Below are 15730 nucleotides of genomic sequence, written 5' to 3'. Positions count from 1 at the left end.
CGACCGCTGCGCTTTCGCGCACCGGCTTCTAAGCTACCGTTCTTGCAGAACGTCGCTTAGGCGCCTGCGGTCTCCTCTACTCTTCACCCATGCGTAATGCCGCAATAAACGCCTCCTGCGGGATACTCACGTTACCGTATTCCCGCATCCGCTTCTTGCCTTCCTTTTGCTTATCTAACAACTTCTTCTTGCGGCTGATGTCGCCGCCGTAGCACTTGGCGGTCACGTCCTTGCGCATGGCGCTAATGGTCTCGCGGGCGATCACCTTGGCGCCGATCGCGGCCTGAATGGGCACCTTGAACATGTGCCGGGGGATCAGCTCCTTGAGGCGCTCGACGAGGCCGCGGCCGCGGGCTTCGGCCTGGCTGCGGTGGACGATCATGCTCAGCGCGTCGACCGGCTCGTTGTTGACCAGGATGTTCATCATCACGAGGTCGCCCTCGCGCAGGCCGATCTGCTCGTAGTCGAAGCTGGCGTAGCCGCGGCTGATCGATTTGAGGCGATCGTAGAAGTCGAACACCACTTCGTTGAGCGGCAGCTCGTACGTCACCTGGGCGCGGCCGCCAATGTAGGTGAGGTCGATCTGGATGCCGCGGCGGTCCTGGCACAGCTTGAGGATCGAGCCGAGGTACTCGTCGGGCGTGTAGATCGTCGCCTTGATCCAGGGCTCTTCCATCTCGGCGATCTTGACCGGGTCGGGCATGTCGGCGGGGTTGTGCAGTTCCTTCACGCTGCCATCGGTCATGGTCAGGCGGTAGACCACGCTGGGTGCTGTCGTGATGAGGTCGAGGTCGTATTCGCGGCTGAGGCGTTCCTGGATGATCTCCAGGTGGAGCAGGCCGAGGAACCCGCAGCGGAAGCCGAAGCCGAGCGCGGCGCTGCTCTCCATCTCGAAGCTGAAGCTGGCGTCGTTGAGGCGCAGCTTGCCGATCGATTCGCGCAGCTTCTCGAAGTCGTTGGCGTCGACCGGGAACAGGCCGCAGAACACCACCGGCTGCACTTCCTTGTAGCCGGGGAGCGCCTGTGTCGCCCCGCCTTTCACGGTGGTGACGGTGTCGCCGACCTTGGCTTGCTCGACTTCCTTGATCTGCGCGGTGATGAAGCCGATCTCGCCAGGGCCGAGTTCGGGCAAGTCCACGCGCTTGGGGGTGAAGGCGCCGACGCGGTCGATCAGGTGCTCGGTGCCGCCCTGCATGAACTTGACTTGCAGGCCCTTCTTGATGACGCCGTCGATCACGCGCACGAGGATGACGACGCCCAGGTACGGGTCGTACCAGGAATCGACGAGCATGGCGGTGAGCGGCTTGTCGCGCATCCCCTTGGGGGGCGGGATCTTCGTCACGATGGCTTCGAGCACTTCGTCGATGCCGATGCCGGACTTGGCGCTGGCGAGGACGGCGTCGCTGGCGTCGATGCCGATGATGTCCTCGATCTCGGCGCGGACCTTCTCGGGCTCGGCGGCGGGGAGGTCGATCTTGTTGATGACGGGGACGATCTCGTGGTCGTGCTCGATCGACTGGTAGACGTTGGCGAGCGTCTGCGCCTCGACCCCTTGCGCGGCGTCGACGACGAGCAGCGCGCCCTCGCACGCGGCGAGGCTGCGGCTGACCTCGTAGGCGAAGTCGACGTGGCCGGGCGTGTCCATGAGGTTGAGCTCGTAAGTGAGCCCGTCCTTGGCGGTGTAGTTCAGGCGCACGGTCTGCGCCTTGATGGTGATCCCGCGCTCCTTCTCGATGTCCATGTTATCAAGGACTTGCGCGGACATCTCGCGATCGGAGAGCCCGCCGGTGCGCTGGATCAGCCGGTCAGCCAGGGTCGACTTGCCATGGTCGATGTGGGCAATGATCGAGAAGTTACGAATAAGAGCGAGATCAGTCATCGCGCGCCGTTAGCAGGCCGTTGGTAAACTGTCAGCCTGCCTTACGCAGCACTGAAGAGTCCATCTTGTCCCGCACCTCTCGAGGAGGGGCGAACGACACGGCCCCCGTCTCGTCGAGAGGCAGTGGGTTCGCGAACTCAACCCCCATTCGGTCCTCATCGCACCAGCGACAAGTCGCCTCCACGGTCAGCCCTTCAGACAGTTGCAGTGCGAAGACTGTTCCTTCAGGCACGTTCCACAGCCCCTCGACCATCGCTCCCGTATACGAGATATTGCGAATGGTTCCGTCATAACCTTGGCGGTCATGTTCCAACCTGACCTTTCGCAGCATGGTCTGCCTTGCTGCCCGCGCGGATTTTGGCCCCTTCGCCAAAGCTGAAAGCCCCTCATTCAGCCTTGCCGTGGCAGCTGCTTCCGTGAGCGCACTGTCATAGATGTAGCCTTGGACATGGCTGCAGCCGAGCGTTCTGACGAGGTCCAGTTCGTCGAACGTCTCGACCCCCTCCGCAGTGGTTTCCATTCCGAGCGCTTCCGCCAAACTGACGATGGAAGCGATGATGGCGCCGTTGCGGCTCCCCTCGACCGTAGCACCGCGTACGAAGCTCTGATCTATCTTGATCTTGTCAAACGGCGCATTCCTCAAATAGGCCAGAGAGGAATAGCCGGTACCGAAGTCATCAAGGGCAAGCCGCACGCCAACTCGCTTGAGCGCGGCGAATGTGCTTTCCGTGCTCTTCTGGTCACCCAGAAAGACACTCTCGGTGATCTCCAGTTCCAAGCGTTCTGGTGCGACCCCCGAGCCTGTGAGCGCACTGGTGACGATTGCGGGAAGCGCGGGGTTCGCGAACTGGAGCGGCGAAACGTTCACCGCGACGCGCACTCCCTTCGGCCACTGAGCCACGGCGCGGCAAGCTGTACGTAGCGCCCATTCACCGATCTGCGGTATCAGTCCCGCGTCTTCTGCGATCGGCACGAACTTGGCCGGTGAAAGGTAACCTAGTCGCGGATGGTTCCAGCGGAGAAGGGCCTCCAGACCTGTGATTTCCTCACTCGCAAGGCACACCTGCGGCTGATACTGGAGTTCCAGCCCCCCTTCGGCAATGGCGTCCCGAAGATCCTGCTCAAGTTGCTGGCGCTCTTGCGCGTCGCTATGCAAGTCCCTCGCGTAGAAGTGGTGCCGTCCGCGTCCACCGTCTTTGGCGGCATATAGGGCGAGGTCGGCATTCCGGATCAGCGCTTCGGACGTAGAACCATCGTCCGGAGCCAAGGCGATGCCCACCGAGGCGCCGATTGTGACGCGGCTTCCTTCGATAGAGTAGGGCTGCGAGAGGTTCTCGATGATGCGGAGAGCCAGATACGCCAGTTCGTCCCGGGGCTGCAGGCCCGGGATGACCACCTGAAACTCGTCACCGCCCAGCCGCCCAACTCTACCTGCCTCACCAACAGTACTGCGAAGGCGGTCCGCGACCTGGCGCAACAGAGCATCTCCCGCAGGATGGCCCATGGTGTCATTGACCTGCTTGAATCGGTCCAGATCCAGGAGGAAGACTGCGCAGGCCCGGTTCTCGAGGCGTGGCGCGCTAAGGATTTTTTCCAGCCACTCAGCCATCTGAAAGCGGTTGGCGAGCTTAGTGAGAGAGTCAAACCGGGCCAGTTCCACAACATGGCGCTGCGACTTGCGCGTCTCGGTAAGGTCCGTTCCGGACCCCCGGAAACCGAGAAAGTTGTTGAACTGGTCGAGAACGGGGCGGCCAGAGATCGACCACCAGCGCTCCTCCTGCTCGCTCGTCGCAGCGCGAACCTGGACGTCCTGAAATGAAGATCGGGTGGAAAAATGGAATACGAGGGTGCGTTCGCTTTCCTGCTCCTGTGCGTTCAAGACAAACAGGTTCGTGACGGGGCGCCCCTCCAGTTCCGATCGCGCTTTTCCAAGCAAGTCCGCAATCCGCTGGGAAATGTACGTGATCTGCCCTCGTCGATCGGTCTCCCAGAACCAGCCCTGCCCCGTCTCTTCGTACTCGGCGAGCAGTTCCTCTGCCCGATGTTGTGCGTGCTCGCGCGCTGCACGGGCCTCAGCCGCCTTCTGCACCCTGCCCACCTCGCGACAGGCAATGGCGATACCAAGCACCCCGCCCACGACCAACAATGAACGAGCTTGAAAGCTGTCGCTGTAGAGCGAAGGACCGATCCAAAGCGCAAACAGCGCAATCACCTTTGAAGCTATCCGGTCTTCAAGCAAGGCTGTCAGTAGCAACGAGAGGATTGCGAACGTCGCCACTGCAGGCGCCCACCCAAGCGCAGATCCACCATCGGCCCATCGCGCCACCGCGAAGCCGTACAGGGCAGTCGGCAGGCCGAAAGCCATGACCAGCACTGGGTAGCGTAACCACGTGCCAGCGGAGGACGAGTTGTCGAGGCGCACGAGCTTAGGGGCGCCCGCACAGATTGCCACAGCGGCGCCGACCATGATGAAGGAGAGAACATCCGGCAGCGAAGTGGACAACGCTGCCATCAGCACGAAGAGCCCCACCAGCGGTGCCGTGAGAAGGCCCCAACTCCGCGGAACGAAGCCCTGCTGACCGTCTTCGGCACTCTGGAGAGCAGTATTGAAGGACTGCATTCGCGGCTTACGTCGACGATCCAAATGGTGCCGCCTCGCTGGTGCCCTGCCATAAACCTTCACGGCACCATCCGTCGGGGCGTCCAGACCATCAGGGTTGGTCGCGCACGACGAAATAGAAATAGAAGAACCTTCGCGGCTGCTTACCATGGCACCTGCATGTGCGCGCCGCCGTTGCGATTGGGTTAAGTGCGATCACGGATTATACCACCGTGCAGGGTGCTGTCGTGCCAAGACGTGCAGCGCAGTCTGTGGTGGTTGGCCGCGACCCGCGCTTTCGGGTCTGGAAGAAGATCGAGGACGCGGAAATTGCGAATGCCCGAGCAGGATCCCGGTGTGAAAAGTTCGTGCTGATCGAAGAAATGGTCAAGGCTGCGACCACAGCCGGATGATCCAATGCGGCGCTGCCGCTCGACTACTCAGCCCGCGGGGTGATAAAAATCGTAGATCGTTTGCGCGACGGCTGCGCTGACTCCCGGCGCTCGCTGGAGGTCTTCAAGGCTCGCGGCGCGCACCTTCCCAGCGGTCCCGAAGTGCAGCAGGAGTGCGCGTTTTCTGGCTGGGCCAACGCCGGGAATCTCGTCCAGCGGGCTGGCGGTGATCGCGCGGCTGCGCTTCGCCCGGTGGGCTCCGATGGCAAAGCGGTGCACCTCATCCCGCAACCGCTGCAGGTAGAATAGAAGCGGAGAGTTCACCGGCAGCATTTTTTCGCGACCATCGGGAAAGTGAAACACCTCGCGTCCCTCCCGTCCATGATGCGGTCCTTTGGCGATAGCGATCAGCGCGATGTCCTCGATCCCGAGTTCGTCTATCGTCTCGCGCACTGCCGTCATCTGCCCCTTCCCCCCGTCGATAAGCACGAGATCCGGCCACATCCCGTTTTCGCGATCGGGGTCCTCCTCCATTACGCGTGCGAAGCGACGTGCCATGACCTCGCGCATCATCGCGAAGTCATCGTTGCTTTGCGCCTGACGGATGTTGAACTTGCGATACTGTCCTTTCAGAAAACCTTCCGGTCCGGCGACGACCATCGCGCCGACTGCCTTAGTGCCTTGTATGTGGCTGTTATCATAGACCTCGATGCGCTGCGGCAACTCCGGCAGTTCGAGGAATTCGGCCAGCTCGCTCATGACTTTGGCTTGGGTGCTACGCTCGGCGAGGCGGCGATCGAGAGCTTCGACCGCGTTGCGTGTGGCCTGAGCAAGCAAATTGCGCCGGTTTCCGCGCTGCGGTACCGATATCTCGACGCGTCCGCCCGCTCCCTCCCGCAGGGCTTCAGCCAGCAGTTCCGCTTCCGGCAACTCTCGATCCACCAGGATCGTGCGCGCTGGCGGCACTTCCTCGTAGAACTGAGCGAGGAAGCTCGTCATGATCTCTTCTTCCGAAAGGCCTTCGGTATGGGTCGGGAAGAAGGCCCGATGCCCCCAGTTCTGACCGCCGCGGATGAAGAAGGCCTGGATGCCGACGTGTCCCCCCTTGCAAGCCATTGCAAAGATATCGGCGTTATCCATTCCTTCGGCGTTGATGGCTTGGCTGCCTTGGATGAAAGTCGCCGCTCGCAGCCGGTCGCGCAGCATGGCGGCGCGCTCGAAGTCCAGGTTTTCCGCCGCCTCTGCCATTTGCGTCTCAATCTTCTTTTGGACGGCACTCGATCGGCCGCCAAGGAAGTCCTTCGCCTCGCGCACCAACTCCGCATAGCCTTCCTCATCGATGCGCCCGACGCACGGGGCCGAGCAACGCTTGATCTGGTAAAGAAGGCAGGGACGATCCCGACGAGAAAAGAAGCTGTCAGTACAACTGCGCAACAGAAACAACTTCTGCAGCGCGTTGACCGTTGTGTTGACGGATCCGGCGCTGGCGAACGGACCGTAGTAGTTTCCTTTCGCCTTGCGTGCGCCGCGATGCTTCATCAGCCGCGGAAAGTTGTGATCAGCGCGTAAGAGAATGAAAGGGAAGGATTTATCGTCGCGCAGGAGCACATTGTAGGGGGGACGGAAGCGCTTGATCAGCTGTGCCTCGAGCAGCAGCGCCTCTGCCTCCGAGTTCGTGGTGACGATGGTCATGCTGCGCGTCTGGCTCACCATGCGCTGCAGACGGCTCGGCAATCGCTCCCACTGGGTATAGTTGGCCACGCGGTTCTTCAGCGCCCGCGCCTTGCCAACGTAAAGAACGTCCCCGCGGGCGTCCTGCATGCGATAGACGCCCGGACGAGGCTTGAGCGTACGTACGGTGTCTCGGATCACCTCGACACCTGCCTGCAGGTCGGGTGTCTCCGTCCCGCGGACGGTATACGTCGCGTTCTCCTCATTAAAGCGTTCAGTGCCTTTGGGAAGATCGGGTCTGCCGGCGGGGATTCGAGCCATGCCAGCGATTTAGGAGCGGCGGGACGAAAAGGGAACTCCGCCCCGCCGCTATGACCCCATAGCGCTTAGAACATCTTGCGGAGATCTATGCCTACGATCCGGCCTTGGGGCTCGCGGTAGGCAGCCTGATACGCCAGCGGAACGACGCCGTTCTCATCAGTGACGCGCTGACGTTGATCGAACAGGTTATCAACTGTCAGGGACAGCCGCGCATTCTTGAAGAAAGGTGAGCTCTGAACCAGCGACTCCTGCTGCCCCAGGTCTACAAACATGCGAAGGCCGATGTTGAACGTGCTTCCGAACCGCAAGTCGGAACTGCCGGGTAAGCCGCTGCCGTTTACACGGGCCGGAGCATTCCACTTGCCATTGACGCGCAAGCCGTAGCCGTCCTTGAAGAGCCCACCTTCGAACTCCAGCGCATGCCTTGGCACCCCGCCCGAAGAGATCGCATCTCCTTCCAACTGGTTGAGCTCAAGCGCGCCGGGCGCGATGCGAATCGTGTCGGTGAATCGCCAGGTGTGGTAAACAGAGACGTTCCAGCGTCCGCGTTGTGCGCCGCGGCCCATGGGACCATACCCTGGCCCGCGCGGACCCCGGCCAGCCTCTGGCGCCGCTGCCTCACGGCCGCCCTCCGGGGGGATGTTTGCCCGTTCGGCGTCGGACCGACTCGTCCGTTCGCCGCCGGCCGGAGACGCTTCGCCAGAAGGAGCAGGACGGTTGAGCCGTTCCCCAGGAAAGGCCCCGGCACCTCTGCGGTCCCCGCCGCCGCCACGTCCGCCTGCAGCTGCACTGCTTTCTGTAACACTGCCAAACTGTCCGCCGAAGTTCAGCCCCCAGCGTAGGCGAGAACTGGCGATCTCGTCGAACGTAACCGACCTGCGATCAATGGCGATCAACCGGCCTGAAGCATCGCGGCTCACCCGACCTGGAAACGCAGCTTCCACTGCAGGGGTCAGCAGCGGGAATGACTGGGTGACGCCGCTCGACCGATTGCGGAAATACTCGATGACGAGGTTCGATCGCTCGAGTACCGGCAAGTCCCAGTTCAAGGCGAGTTTGATGTCGCGCTGCCGCTCTGCAAGAAGATCAGGATTGCCGCCAGACAAGACCGTGACAAGCGCTGTCTCGTTGCGGATGAAATCGTAGGCAGTGACGTTGTACGAGCGCACTTGTGGGCTCGCGAGCTGACCAAGCGAAGGGGCGGCCTCGTTAACGATATAGCTTGCCTGCAGGCTCAGCTTCTCGGTGGGCGCCCACGTCACGCCAGCACTCCACTCCGTCAGCGTACCGAAGTCCGAAAGATGATCGAACCCTGCGTTAAGGTTCAGCGCGATGTCGCCAACGGCGCCGAGTACATCCTCGCGCCGGCTAGTCAGCGGCAAGGCCAGGTTAACGCCTGCCGAGGCCACGCTGCGGTCGAGAATGAACGCCCCCAGCGAGCTGCGCGTGTCTTCGTTGTCACTGCGGTTGTAGTCGAAGCCAGCGCGTACGGTCGCGGCCACGTCGCCCGCCGGCAAGCGCAGCACATTTCCGGCAAGCGTAACCAGAGAACTCGCACTCAAATCCTCCGATCGAGCCGTATCGTATCCGGCGCTTGGAACGGGCGGTAAAGGCCCCAGGATGTCCAGCGTCCCCGTGAGTGCCGCATCGCGAAGACCCGTAAGATCCCGCCGCCGATCAACTCTGGTCGTCGTGGTCGTGTAGCCAGCGTCGAGCGTAGCAGAGAGTTGCCACGTCCCCACCAACCTGTTGTACGCGAGCCCACCTTCGAACGCGTCAGTCCCGACACGCGTCCGGAGAGCTCCTTCCAGGTTGCGCCGTGCGGTCGTGCCGTTAGGGCCGATCAGCAGCACGGTGTCCAGGCCAGAAAGCGAGCGCGTGTCAGTCCGGGTATAAGCGCCATTGACGGTCAGGGAGCCCCCAAGACCATCTTCGCCTAGGCCCATTGCCGAAGTGCCGCCCAGCGTGATCTCGCGGCTCTCTGCGGCAAGGCTACGATAGCGAGCAGGATCTGGGTCGCCCGCGACGGCCGGGATTTCGGAATCTCCAGCTACGTCTATGTTTCGCTCTGCCTCGGTCAGCAGGGATGTCTCTGTAATCTTTGCTTCCAACGTGGTCCTGCGCTGCCCGTCGATGCGGAACAGGCTGCCTTCGAGTTCATAATTCGAATAGCCACCGCGCGTCGGATAATTGAACTCACCCGCCAGTTGCTTGCTCGAAAAGTTGTCCTTCAGAATGATGTTCACGACGCGCTGGTTTGGTGGATAGCCAAAGCGCAACGCCACTTCCTCCGGCAGAACCTGCATCCGTCGAATCGCCTCGGGCGGGATCGACCGCAACTCGCGGAAGCTTGAAATACGCTGACCGTTCAGCAAGATGACGGGGCGTCCACCTCCTCGTCCTCGGCCGCTGCCGGTCTGCGGTGAGATGGCGTCGAGCAGCTCCGAGATGGATGTTGCGCCGTACGCGGCGATGTCCTGCTCCTCGAAGACAGCAACCGGCTGCTGGGGCACGTCAATTTCGCCGCGGAGCCGGCCGGCGATCACCACGATCTCGTCCGTTCCGTCGTACTCGCCTGGCTCCTCCTCCTCTTCCTCGGCGGGCTGAGCGGCGGGAGCACCGGTCTGCGCTGCTTCCTGAGCATGGACGACCATCGGACAGCATCCCGCCAGGAGCGAAATCGTGAAGAGGGAACGCAAAGCCAGTTCTCCGAAATACAGTAGAGGCGCTTGTGAGCAGCAAGCGATGAGTGCCTGATGAAGGTGAACCCTCTCCCACGACAAGCCGCGGAGGGTATCAAATTGTCGCAACCGTCGCGGAGATCCTTTAGAACGCGACACTTCCCTTTTCGGCGAGCGATAGCTATGTGCCGCCCCGATGATGAACAAGACGAACGGAAACTGATCGCCGATGGCGAAAGAAGAACTCCTCGAGATGCGCGGCAGGGTAGTCGAGCTGCTGCCCAACGCGATGTTCAGGGTAGAGCTCGAGAACGGTCATGAAATCCTCGGCCATACCGCCGGCAAGATGCGCAAGAACCGCATTCGTGTGCTGGTGGGTGACGAAGTCCTGGTCGAGCTGACACCCTATGATCTCACCAAGGGCCGCATCACCTATCGCTTCATGCCGGGCCGCGGCGGACCAGGCTCGTACTGATACTCGGATGCAGGCGCAGCCGCGCAACTCTCCTGCTCCTCGACTGATCCTGGCGTCGGCCAGCCCGCGCCGGCGCGAGTTGCTCGGGCGTGTTGGGATCATACCTGAAGCGATTGCAGCAGCGGATATCGACGAAACGCCAGAGGCCCAGGAACTTCCTCGCGCCTACGCGCAACGCATGGCGCGCGAGAAAGCTTTGGCGGTGTCCGGCAACGGCGCGCACGTGCTCGCCGGCGACACTGTGGTGGCGGTTGGCCGCCGCATTCTGCCGAAGGCTGAGGACGTGACTACCGCCCGAGCCTGCTTGCAACTGCTTTCCGGGCGCCGGCATCATGTGCTTTCCGCGGTTGCTGTGAAACGCCCAGACGGCACTCTGCGGGAGCGGCTGTCCGACACCATCGTGCGGTTCAAAGCGCTCAGCACACAGGAAATCGAAGATTATCTCGCCGGGGGTGAGTGGGACGGCAAAGCTGGCGGATATGCCATCCAGGGAAGCGCCGAAGGGCTGATCGCCTGGATCTCCGGCAGCCATTCCGGCGTCGTTGGCTTGCCGCTTTTCGAAACACGCGCGCTGCTGCGCTCCGCAGGTTTCGCGCTTGGCTGAGTGGCTGGTCGAACATGGCATCGGAGAGGATCGCGCAATCCTTGTCGACCATGGCGATATCATTGCAGCCCGTCTTCACCGCCCGGGAAAGCTGACGGCCGGACTGGTCACAGATGCCAAGCTGGCCTCCCGAAGCTCTGGAGCGCGCCGCGGCACCCTGCTGTTCGATAGTGGCGAGGAGGCGCTTGTAGATGCGTTGCCGCGCGATGCTCGAGAAGGCGCGCCTCTTCGGGTCGTGGTGACTCGGGCAGCGCTCGCGGAAAAGGGACGCTACAAACGCGCGCAGGCGCGCCCCACTGACGAACCATCTCGCTCCGCGCCATCCCTGATCAAAGCTCTGCGGGCTTCGGGGCAGCAGGCGCGATCGGTTAGCCGGTTTCCCCAAGATGATTGGCCGGAAATCATCGCTGAGGCTTTGGATGGAAACATAGCCTTTGCGGGAGGCGCTCTTCAGATCAGTCCCACTCCCGCGATGACCTTGATCGATGTCGACGGCACTCTGCCCCCGGCGCAACTTGCGCGCGCCGCCCTGCCTGTGATTGCCTCAGCGATCAGGCGCTTCGACCTCGCCGGGTCGATCGGCATCGACTTTCCCAGCGTGGAGGCACGCGAGGATCGCCGCACGGTCGACGAAGGACTGCTGGCGGCGCTTTCAGACTGGCCCCATCAGCGCACGGCCATGAACGGTTTCGGCTTCGTGCAACTTGTTGCGCGTTTGGAAAGGCCGTCGATCCTTTCAACCGTACAACAGGACCCCGCGCGAACGGGCGCACTGCTTCTGCTGCGCCGGGCGGAGGACGTGTCCGCGCCAGGTTCTCTGCTTCTCGTTGGACATCCCCAGGTCATTTCCGCCATTTCGCCGCCGCTGCGCGATGAACTCATCACCCGGACCGGCAGGTCGGTAAGTTTCAAAGCGGATCCGGGGCTTGCTCTGCTCGGCGGGTTCGCGCAGGCACTGACGTCATGAATCGCGCTGCACGCCCATGCCCCATCTGCCAAAAGCCTCGAACCGCCGAACACAGCCCGTTCTGCTCGACGCGCTGTCGCGATCGCGATCTCCTCAAGTGGCTGGACGATGGTTATGCCGTTCCCGGTCCTCCTGCGCCTGCCAGAGATTCAGACGAAGAATAAATCCGTCATTTCGGGGTTGCCAACGTGCGGCCCCTTCGCCATAGGCGCTGCTCCAGCCGCTCGCCGGTCCTTTCAAGACCGCCGCCGCAGCGTTGCCCGGGTAGCTCAGTTGGTAGAGCACATGACTGAAAATCATGGTGTCGGCGGTTCGATTCCGTCCCCGGGCACCATCGCCTCCTCCGCGATGGTCCACCAACGTCCAGAAACGGCTGAAATCCTAGCTTTCTGACGGTACCAACTTCGCTGCGATCCGCCACGATCCATTGGCACCCGCGCGTCCTGACGGTACATTGACGGTATCAGCCAGCCCAGCGCGGAGCAGATACCGTCATGCTCACCGATGCCGCGATCCGCAGGATCAAGCCCGAAGCCAAGCCGTACAAAGTCGCCGACATGCACGGGCTCTACCTGCTCGTGCAGCCTGGCGGTGCACGGTACTGGCGGATGGACTACCGTCATGAGGGCAAGCGCGGGACGATGGCGCTCGGCGTCTATCCGGACGTTTCGTTGAAGGAGGCTCGCGAGAAACGTGCAAGCGCGCGTCGCCTGCTCGACAAAGGCATCAATCCCTCAAGCTATAAGAAGCTGACGCGAGGAGTGGCAAGCATTTCGGCAGCCGTCACCTTCAAGGCTGTGGCCCAGGAGTGGCTGCAGAAGATTGAGGCGGAAGGTCGAGCCCCCAAGACGATGCAGAAGCTGCGCTGGCTTCTGGACTTCGCCTACCCGCTTATCGGCAATCGTCCTGTCTCTGAAGTCTCCGCGCCCGAACTGCTCACGGTCCTTCGGACAGTCGAGGTCAGGGGGCGTCACGAATCGGCGCGCAGACTGCGCAGCACCTGCGGCAGCGTACTTCGGTACGCGATCGCCACGGGCCGTGCACAGCGGGATGTGTCGGTAGATCTGCACGGGGCGCTCATCACCCCCAAGGTCCAGCACCGAGCGGCGATCGTGGAGCCTCGCAAGCTCGGCGCTTTGCTGCGGGCAATCGAGACCTACGAAGGACAGCCGCACATAGGAATTGCGTTGCGCCTGGCGCCGCATGTCTTCGTGAGGCCGGGCGAACTGCGGCAAGCCGAATGGGCAGAGTTCGACTTCGCGGCCAAGGTCTGGACCATCCCCGCTTCAAAGATGAAGATGGGGCGGGCGCACAAGGTGCCGCTTTCACGGCAAGTCTTGGCCCTGCTGGCCGATCTACGCGAACTCCGCGCAGGCTCACGGTACCTTTTTCCAAGCATCCGCTCCGACGACAGACCCATCTCCGACAACACGATCAACGCCGCGCTGCGGCGTCTTGGATATGGCAAAGAGGAAGTGACGGGTCATGGCTTCCGGGCAACCGCCAGCAGCTTGTTGAACGAGTCGCGCAAGTGGCATCCAGACGCGATCGAGCGGCAGCTTGCGCATATGGAAAGCGACGATGTCCGAAGGGCCTACCTCAGAGGCGAACACTGGGCCGAGCGCGTACGCATGATGCAGTTCTGGTCCGATTACCTGGATCGTCTGCGTGACAACGGCAATCGCGCGAATGCATCCAAGGGAGCAGGAGCCAAAAGGGTCAAGAAGGACCACACCCGTACCAGCGGGAACAGTCTGGCTCCTGCGGCTGCTTTGTTGGACGAAGCAGATCGTCCGAGATCAACCGAGAAGACGCGGTAAGCTGCCTCGGGCCGGCTGGCGGCCAAGCTCACCGAGCTCCACAGACCGCCATTGGAATGGCCTGCCCGTCCCCGCCGGAGCGTTTCTCATCTTCCGCACGCCGCGTTCGCGCCCCGACGGCGGCCTGCGCCCTCTACTCCTCGCCAGTTCGCGTAGGGAACACCGGCCCACGCACTGTCATCTTTGCGGCATCATAGGGCTTCTGAAGCGCTACGACCTCGTCATACGAGCCTCTCAGCCAGGTATCCACGTCCTCAGGCTCAAGGATGGTGATCATCGCCTTCGGGTGGATGGGTGCGACGAGTTCGTTAGGGTCGCACGTCACCATCGTGAAGCCCGTGCCATCCTTGGTGCGCTGCCAGAACCCGGCCACAGGAAACACGCGCTGGTCGGTGCTAAACCACATTTCCCCCTTCAGCGGCGGCCTGCCGTCGCCAAGATCGTGCTTGTCCGGAGTGAACTCGCAAAACTCGGTCAAGGGCACGATACAACGGTTCTCGGGCTTCTCGGCCAGCCTGCGCCATTGAGGCAGCGCAAGCTGCCGCACGTTCGTCATCGGCCATTTCGCTTTGCCGCCAAGCACATCCCAGGTCATCACGTCCCAGGCGCGCTCGCCGTCCTGCTCTCGCACCACGTAGCTGCGGCTCTTAGGGCGAAGCTCCACTGGATCGAAGCGGTTATCGCGCGGACGCTCGCTGAACAGCTGCGCCATCGATCCCCAGAGGGTTTCAGGCTCACCTCGCATGCGGGCTCGATTACACATGCGGCATTTGTAGACTGTTAAGCGGTCGCGATCCAAGCTCTCATAGTGCGGAGAAAGCCCCCTTCGCCCTGGTCAGCCGCAGGTCTGCCATACTATCGACGCAAGCGCCGGATGAGGCGCGTCATGATGATCGTCGCTGCGCTTGTTGCCGCTGGCGGCGTTGGCGGCCCAGCTGGCGTCGCCTCTCATTTTCTTAAACGTGACGCAGCCCCTAGCCATGTGGCAGTTGCTTATGCTGACCCGATCTACGGCTGCTCCGCCACAGACGGCGATACGATCCGCTGCGGCGATGAGCGTATCAGGCTCGTTGGGATCGATGCCCCGGAGCTACCCGGTCATTGCCAAGCCGGTCGAGATTGTGCGCCTGGCGACCCGCACGCTTCCACAAACAACCTGAAGGCAGCAATGAGCGGGTCTTTGACCATCAAGCGGATCGGCGAGGACCGCTATGGCCGAACGCTGGCGCTGGTCGCCGGCAGCGAGGGTGACCTCTCCTGCTGGCAGCTCAGCCACGATCGGGCGATCTACAAAGCCCATTGGGACGATGGCCTGAACGTCGCCCGGACTTGCCCGAGCGACGTTCTCTAAGGCGGTACACTCAAATTAGTGCATCCTCGCGCGACAGCATGAAGACTTGTCTGCTGTTGGGACAAACCCGTCGTTCCGGGCAGAACCCTAAAGCGTCGGCTTTCGGAGAAACCCGCCATTTGCCACAGCGGATGGACCAGCGGCGCCGTGATAATCATCTCGGTTTCCGCGCTGTCAACGAGATCCCGCTAGCGGAGGTTGCTGAAAAAACACCTGATTGCCGCGCGTCACCCTCCGCTTCGTGGCCCTAGCGACCTCCGCTGACGTCGAGGATCGAGCCCGTCACATAGGATGCCGCGTCGCTCAACAGCCAAACGATGGCTTCGGCAACCTCTTCGGGAAGGCCGGGGCGTCCCATCGGAGTGCCGGAGCCCAGGCGCTCGGCCCGGTCCGGCTGTCCGCCGCTCGCGTGAATATTCGTTGTGATAATGCCAGGGCGAACCGAGTTGACCCGAACGCCGTCTTCCGCAAGCTCCTTGGCCAGCCCGACTGCCAGAGTATCGAGCGCGGCCTTTGAACCGGCATAATCGACATACTCAAAGGGCGAGCCGAGACGCGCCGCCGCCGAGGAAACGAGAACGATCGAGCCGCCTGCGCCCCCCGCGCCGCGCAAGAGTACTCGCGCCGCCTCGCGAGCGGTAAGGTAGGCACCGAGCACGTTCACCTCGAACATGCGCCGTAGCCGGTCCACGTCCATATCCACGAGGCGCAGCGAAGGCGCGACGATCCCCGCGTTTATGACCACACCCGTCAGCACACCCAAGGCCGATTCGGCTTCCCGAAACATCCGAGCGACGTCGGTTTCAGAGGTGACGTCGCCTGGAACAAGGACAGCTTGCGCGCCCACGTCTCGTATGGCGGCCAGAGTGGCATCGCCTGCTATGCGATCGGTTCGGTAGTTCACCGCCACCGACCAACCCTCCCGAGCGGCGCGGATTGCTGTAGCCCGTCCAATCCCTCGACTGGCACC

13 protein-coding genes and 1 tRNA gene are annotated in these 15730 nt (G+C 62.4%); 8 read left to right on the top strand and 6 right to left on the bottom strand.

Annotated elements, in window-relative coordinates; genetic code table 11:
• Window positions 1–76 precede the first annotated feature (76 nt).
• Together lepA and ABVV53_RS13940 are read right to left on the bottom strand one after the other, a co-directional pair.
• On the bottom strand, window positions 77–1879 hold the full coding sequence (lepA, locus tag ABVV53_RS13945; RefSeq protein WP_353985031.1) for a translation elongation factor 4: 1803 nt from the start codon (window positions 1877–1879) through the stop codon (window positions 77–79).
• A gap of 31 nt (window positions 1880–1910) precedes the next feature.
• Complete coding sequence (locus ABVV53_RS13940) at window positions 1911–4499, bottom strand: EAL domain-containing protein (RefSeq protein WP_353985030.1); 2589 nt, start codon at window positions 4497–4499, stop codon at window positions 1911–1913.
• A 161-nt stretch (window positions 4500–4660) separates the two neighbouring features.
• Between ABVV53_RS13940 and ABVV53_RS13935 the strand changes: the two genes are divergently transcribed.
• The gene (locus ABVV53_RS13935; RefSeq protein ID WP_353985029.1) at window positions 4661–4891 is read left to right on the top strand and encodes a hypothetical protein; all 231 of its coding nucleotides are present in this window, start codon (window positions 4661–4663) and stop codon (window positions 4889–4891) included.
• Between the two features lie 27 nt (window positions 4892–4918).
• Here the strand turns inward: ABVV53_RS13935 and uvrC are convergent, their stop codons facing one another.
• Both uvrC and ABVV53_RS13925 read right to left on the bottom strand, forming a co-directional pair.
• Window positions 4919–6862 (bottom strand): excinuclease ABC subunit UvrC, encoded by a 1944-nt coding sequence (uvrC, locus tag ABVV53_RS13930; RefSeq protein WP_353985028.1) that lies wholly within the window; start codon window positions 6860–6862, stop codon window positions 4919–4921.
• 65 nt (window positions 6863–6927) lie between these two features.
• On the bottom strand, window positions 6928–9516 hold the full coding sequence (locus ABVV53_RS13925) for a TonB-dependent receptor domain-containing protein (protein ID WP_353985027.1): 2589 nt from the start codon (window positions 9514–9516) through the stop codon (window positions 6928–6930).
• A 256-nt stretch (window positions 9517–9772) separates the two neighbouring features.
• Here ABVV53_RS13925 and infA point away from each other — a divergent pair, with 256 nt between their 5' ends.
• The 6 genes from infA to ABVV53_RS13895 all read left to right on the top strand — a co-directional run bounded on the left by infA (window position 9773) and on the right by ABVV53_RS13895 (window position 13409).
• A complete protein-coding gene (gene infA / locus ABVV53_RS13920) occupies window positions 9773–10018 on the top strand; it encodes a translation initiation factor IF-1 (RefSeq protein WP_313442420.1) in 246 nt (81 codons plus the stop codon).
• 7 nt (window positions 10019–10025) lie between these two features.
• The gene (locus ABVV53_RS13915; RefSeq protein WP_353985026.1) at window positions 10026–10622 is read left to right on the top strand and encodes a Maf family protein; all 597 of its coding nucleotides are present in this window, start codon (window positions 10026–10028) and stop codon (window positions 10620–10622) included.
• Window positions 10615–11589 (top strand): Rne/Rng family ribonuclease, encoded by a 975-nt coding sequence (locus ABVV53_RS13910; RefSeq protein ID WP_353985025.1) that lies wholly within the window; start codon window positions 10615–10617, stop codon window positions 11587–11589. Before ABVV53_RS13915 ends, ABVV53_RS13910 begins: the two co-directional genes overlap by 8 nt.
• Complete coding sequence (gene yacG, locus ABVV53_RS13905; protein WP_353985024.1) at window positions 11586–11753, top strand: DNA gyrase inhibitor YacG; 168 nt, start codon at window positions 11586–11588, stop codon at window positions 11751–11753. The genes ABVV53_RS13910 and yacG overlap by 4 nt, the downstream gene beginning before the upstream one ends.
• Window positions 11754–11847: 94 nt before the next feature.
• Window positions 11848–11923: transfer RNA gene (locus tag ABVV53_RS13900), tRNA-Phe, on the top strand.
• A gap of 160 nt (window positions 11924–12083) precedes the next feature.
• The gene (locus tag ABVV53_RS13895; protein ID WP_353985023.1) at window positions 12084–13409 is read left to right on the top strand and encodes a tyrosine-type recombinase/integrase; all 1326 of its coding nucleotides are present in this window, start codon (window positions 12084–12086) and stop codon (window positions 13407–13409) included.
• A gap of 133 nt (window positions 13410–13542) precedes the next feature.
• Here ABVV53_RS13895 and ABVV53_RS13890 read toward each other — a convergent pair whose 3' ends face one another.
• Window positions 13543–14172 (bottom strand): SOS response-associated peptidase family protein, encoded by a 630-nt coding sequence (locus ABVV53_RS13890; protein WP_353985022.1) that lies wholly within the window; start codon window positions 14170–14172, stop codon window positions 13543–13545.
• A 123-nt stretch (window positions 14173–14295) separates the two neighbouring features.
• Here ABVV53_RS13890 and ABVV53_RS13885 point away from each other — a divergent pair, with 123 nt between their 5' ends.
• Window positions 14296–14760 (top strand): thermonuclease family protein, encoded by a 465-nt coding sequence (locus tag ABVV53_RS13885; RefSeq protein WP_353985021.1) that lies wholly within the window; start codon window positions 14296–14298, stop codon window positions 14758–14760.
• Between the two features lie 247 nt (window positions 14761–15007).
• On the opposite strand, the gene ABVV53_RS13880 is transcribed toward ABVV53_RS13885, so the two are convergent.
• The coding region (locus ABVV53_RS13880; protein ID WP_353985018.1) for an SDR family oxidoreductase at window positions 15008–15730 on the bottom strand (723 nt) is incomplete at its 5' end.

Origin of the sequence: Novosphingobium kalidii (genome assembly GCF_040534015.1) — a bacterium.
GTDB lineage: Bacteria > Pseudomonadota > Alphaproteobacteria > Sphingomonadales > Sphingomonadaceae > Novosphingobium > Novosphingobium kalidii.
The sequence above is the reverse complement of the archived record's forward strand: the minus strand, read 5'-3'. Positions and strand labels throughout refer to the sequence as shown.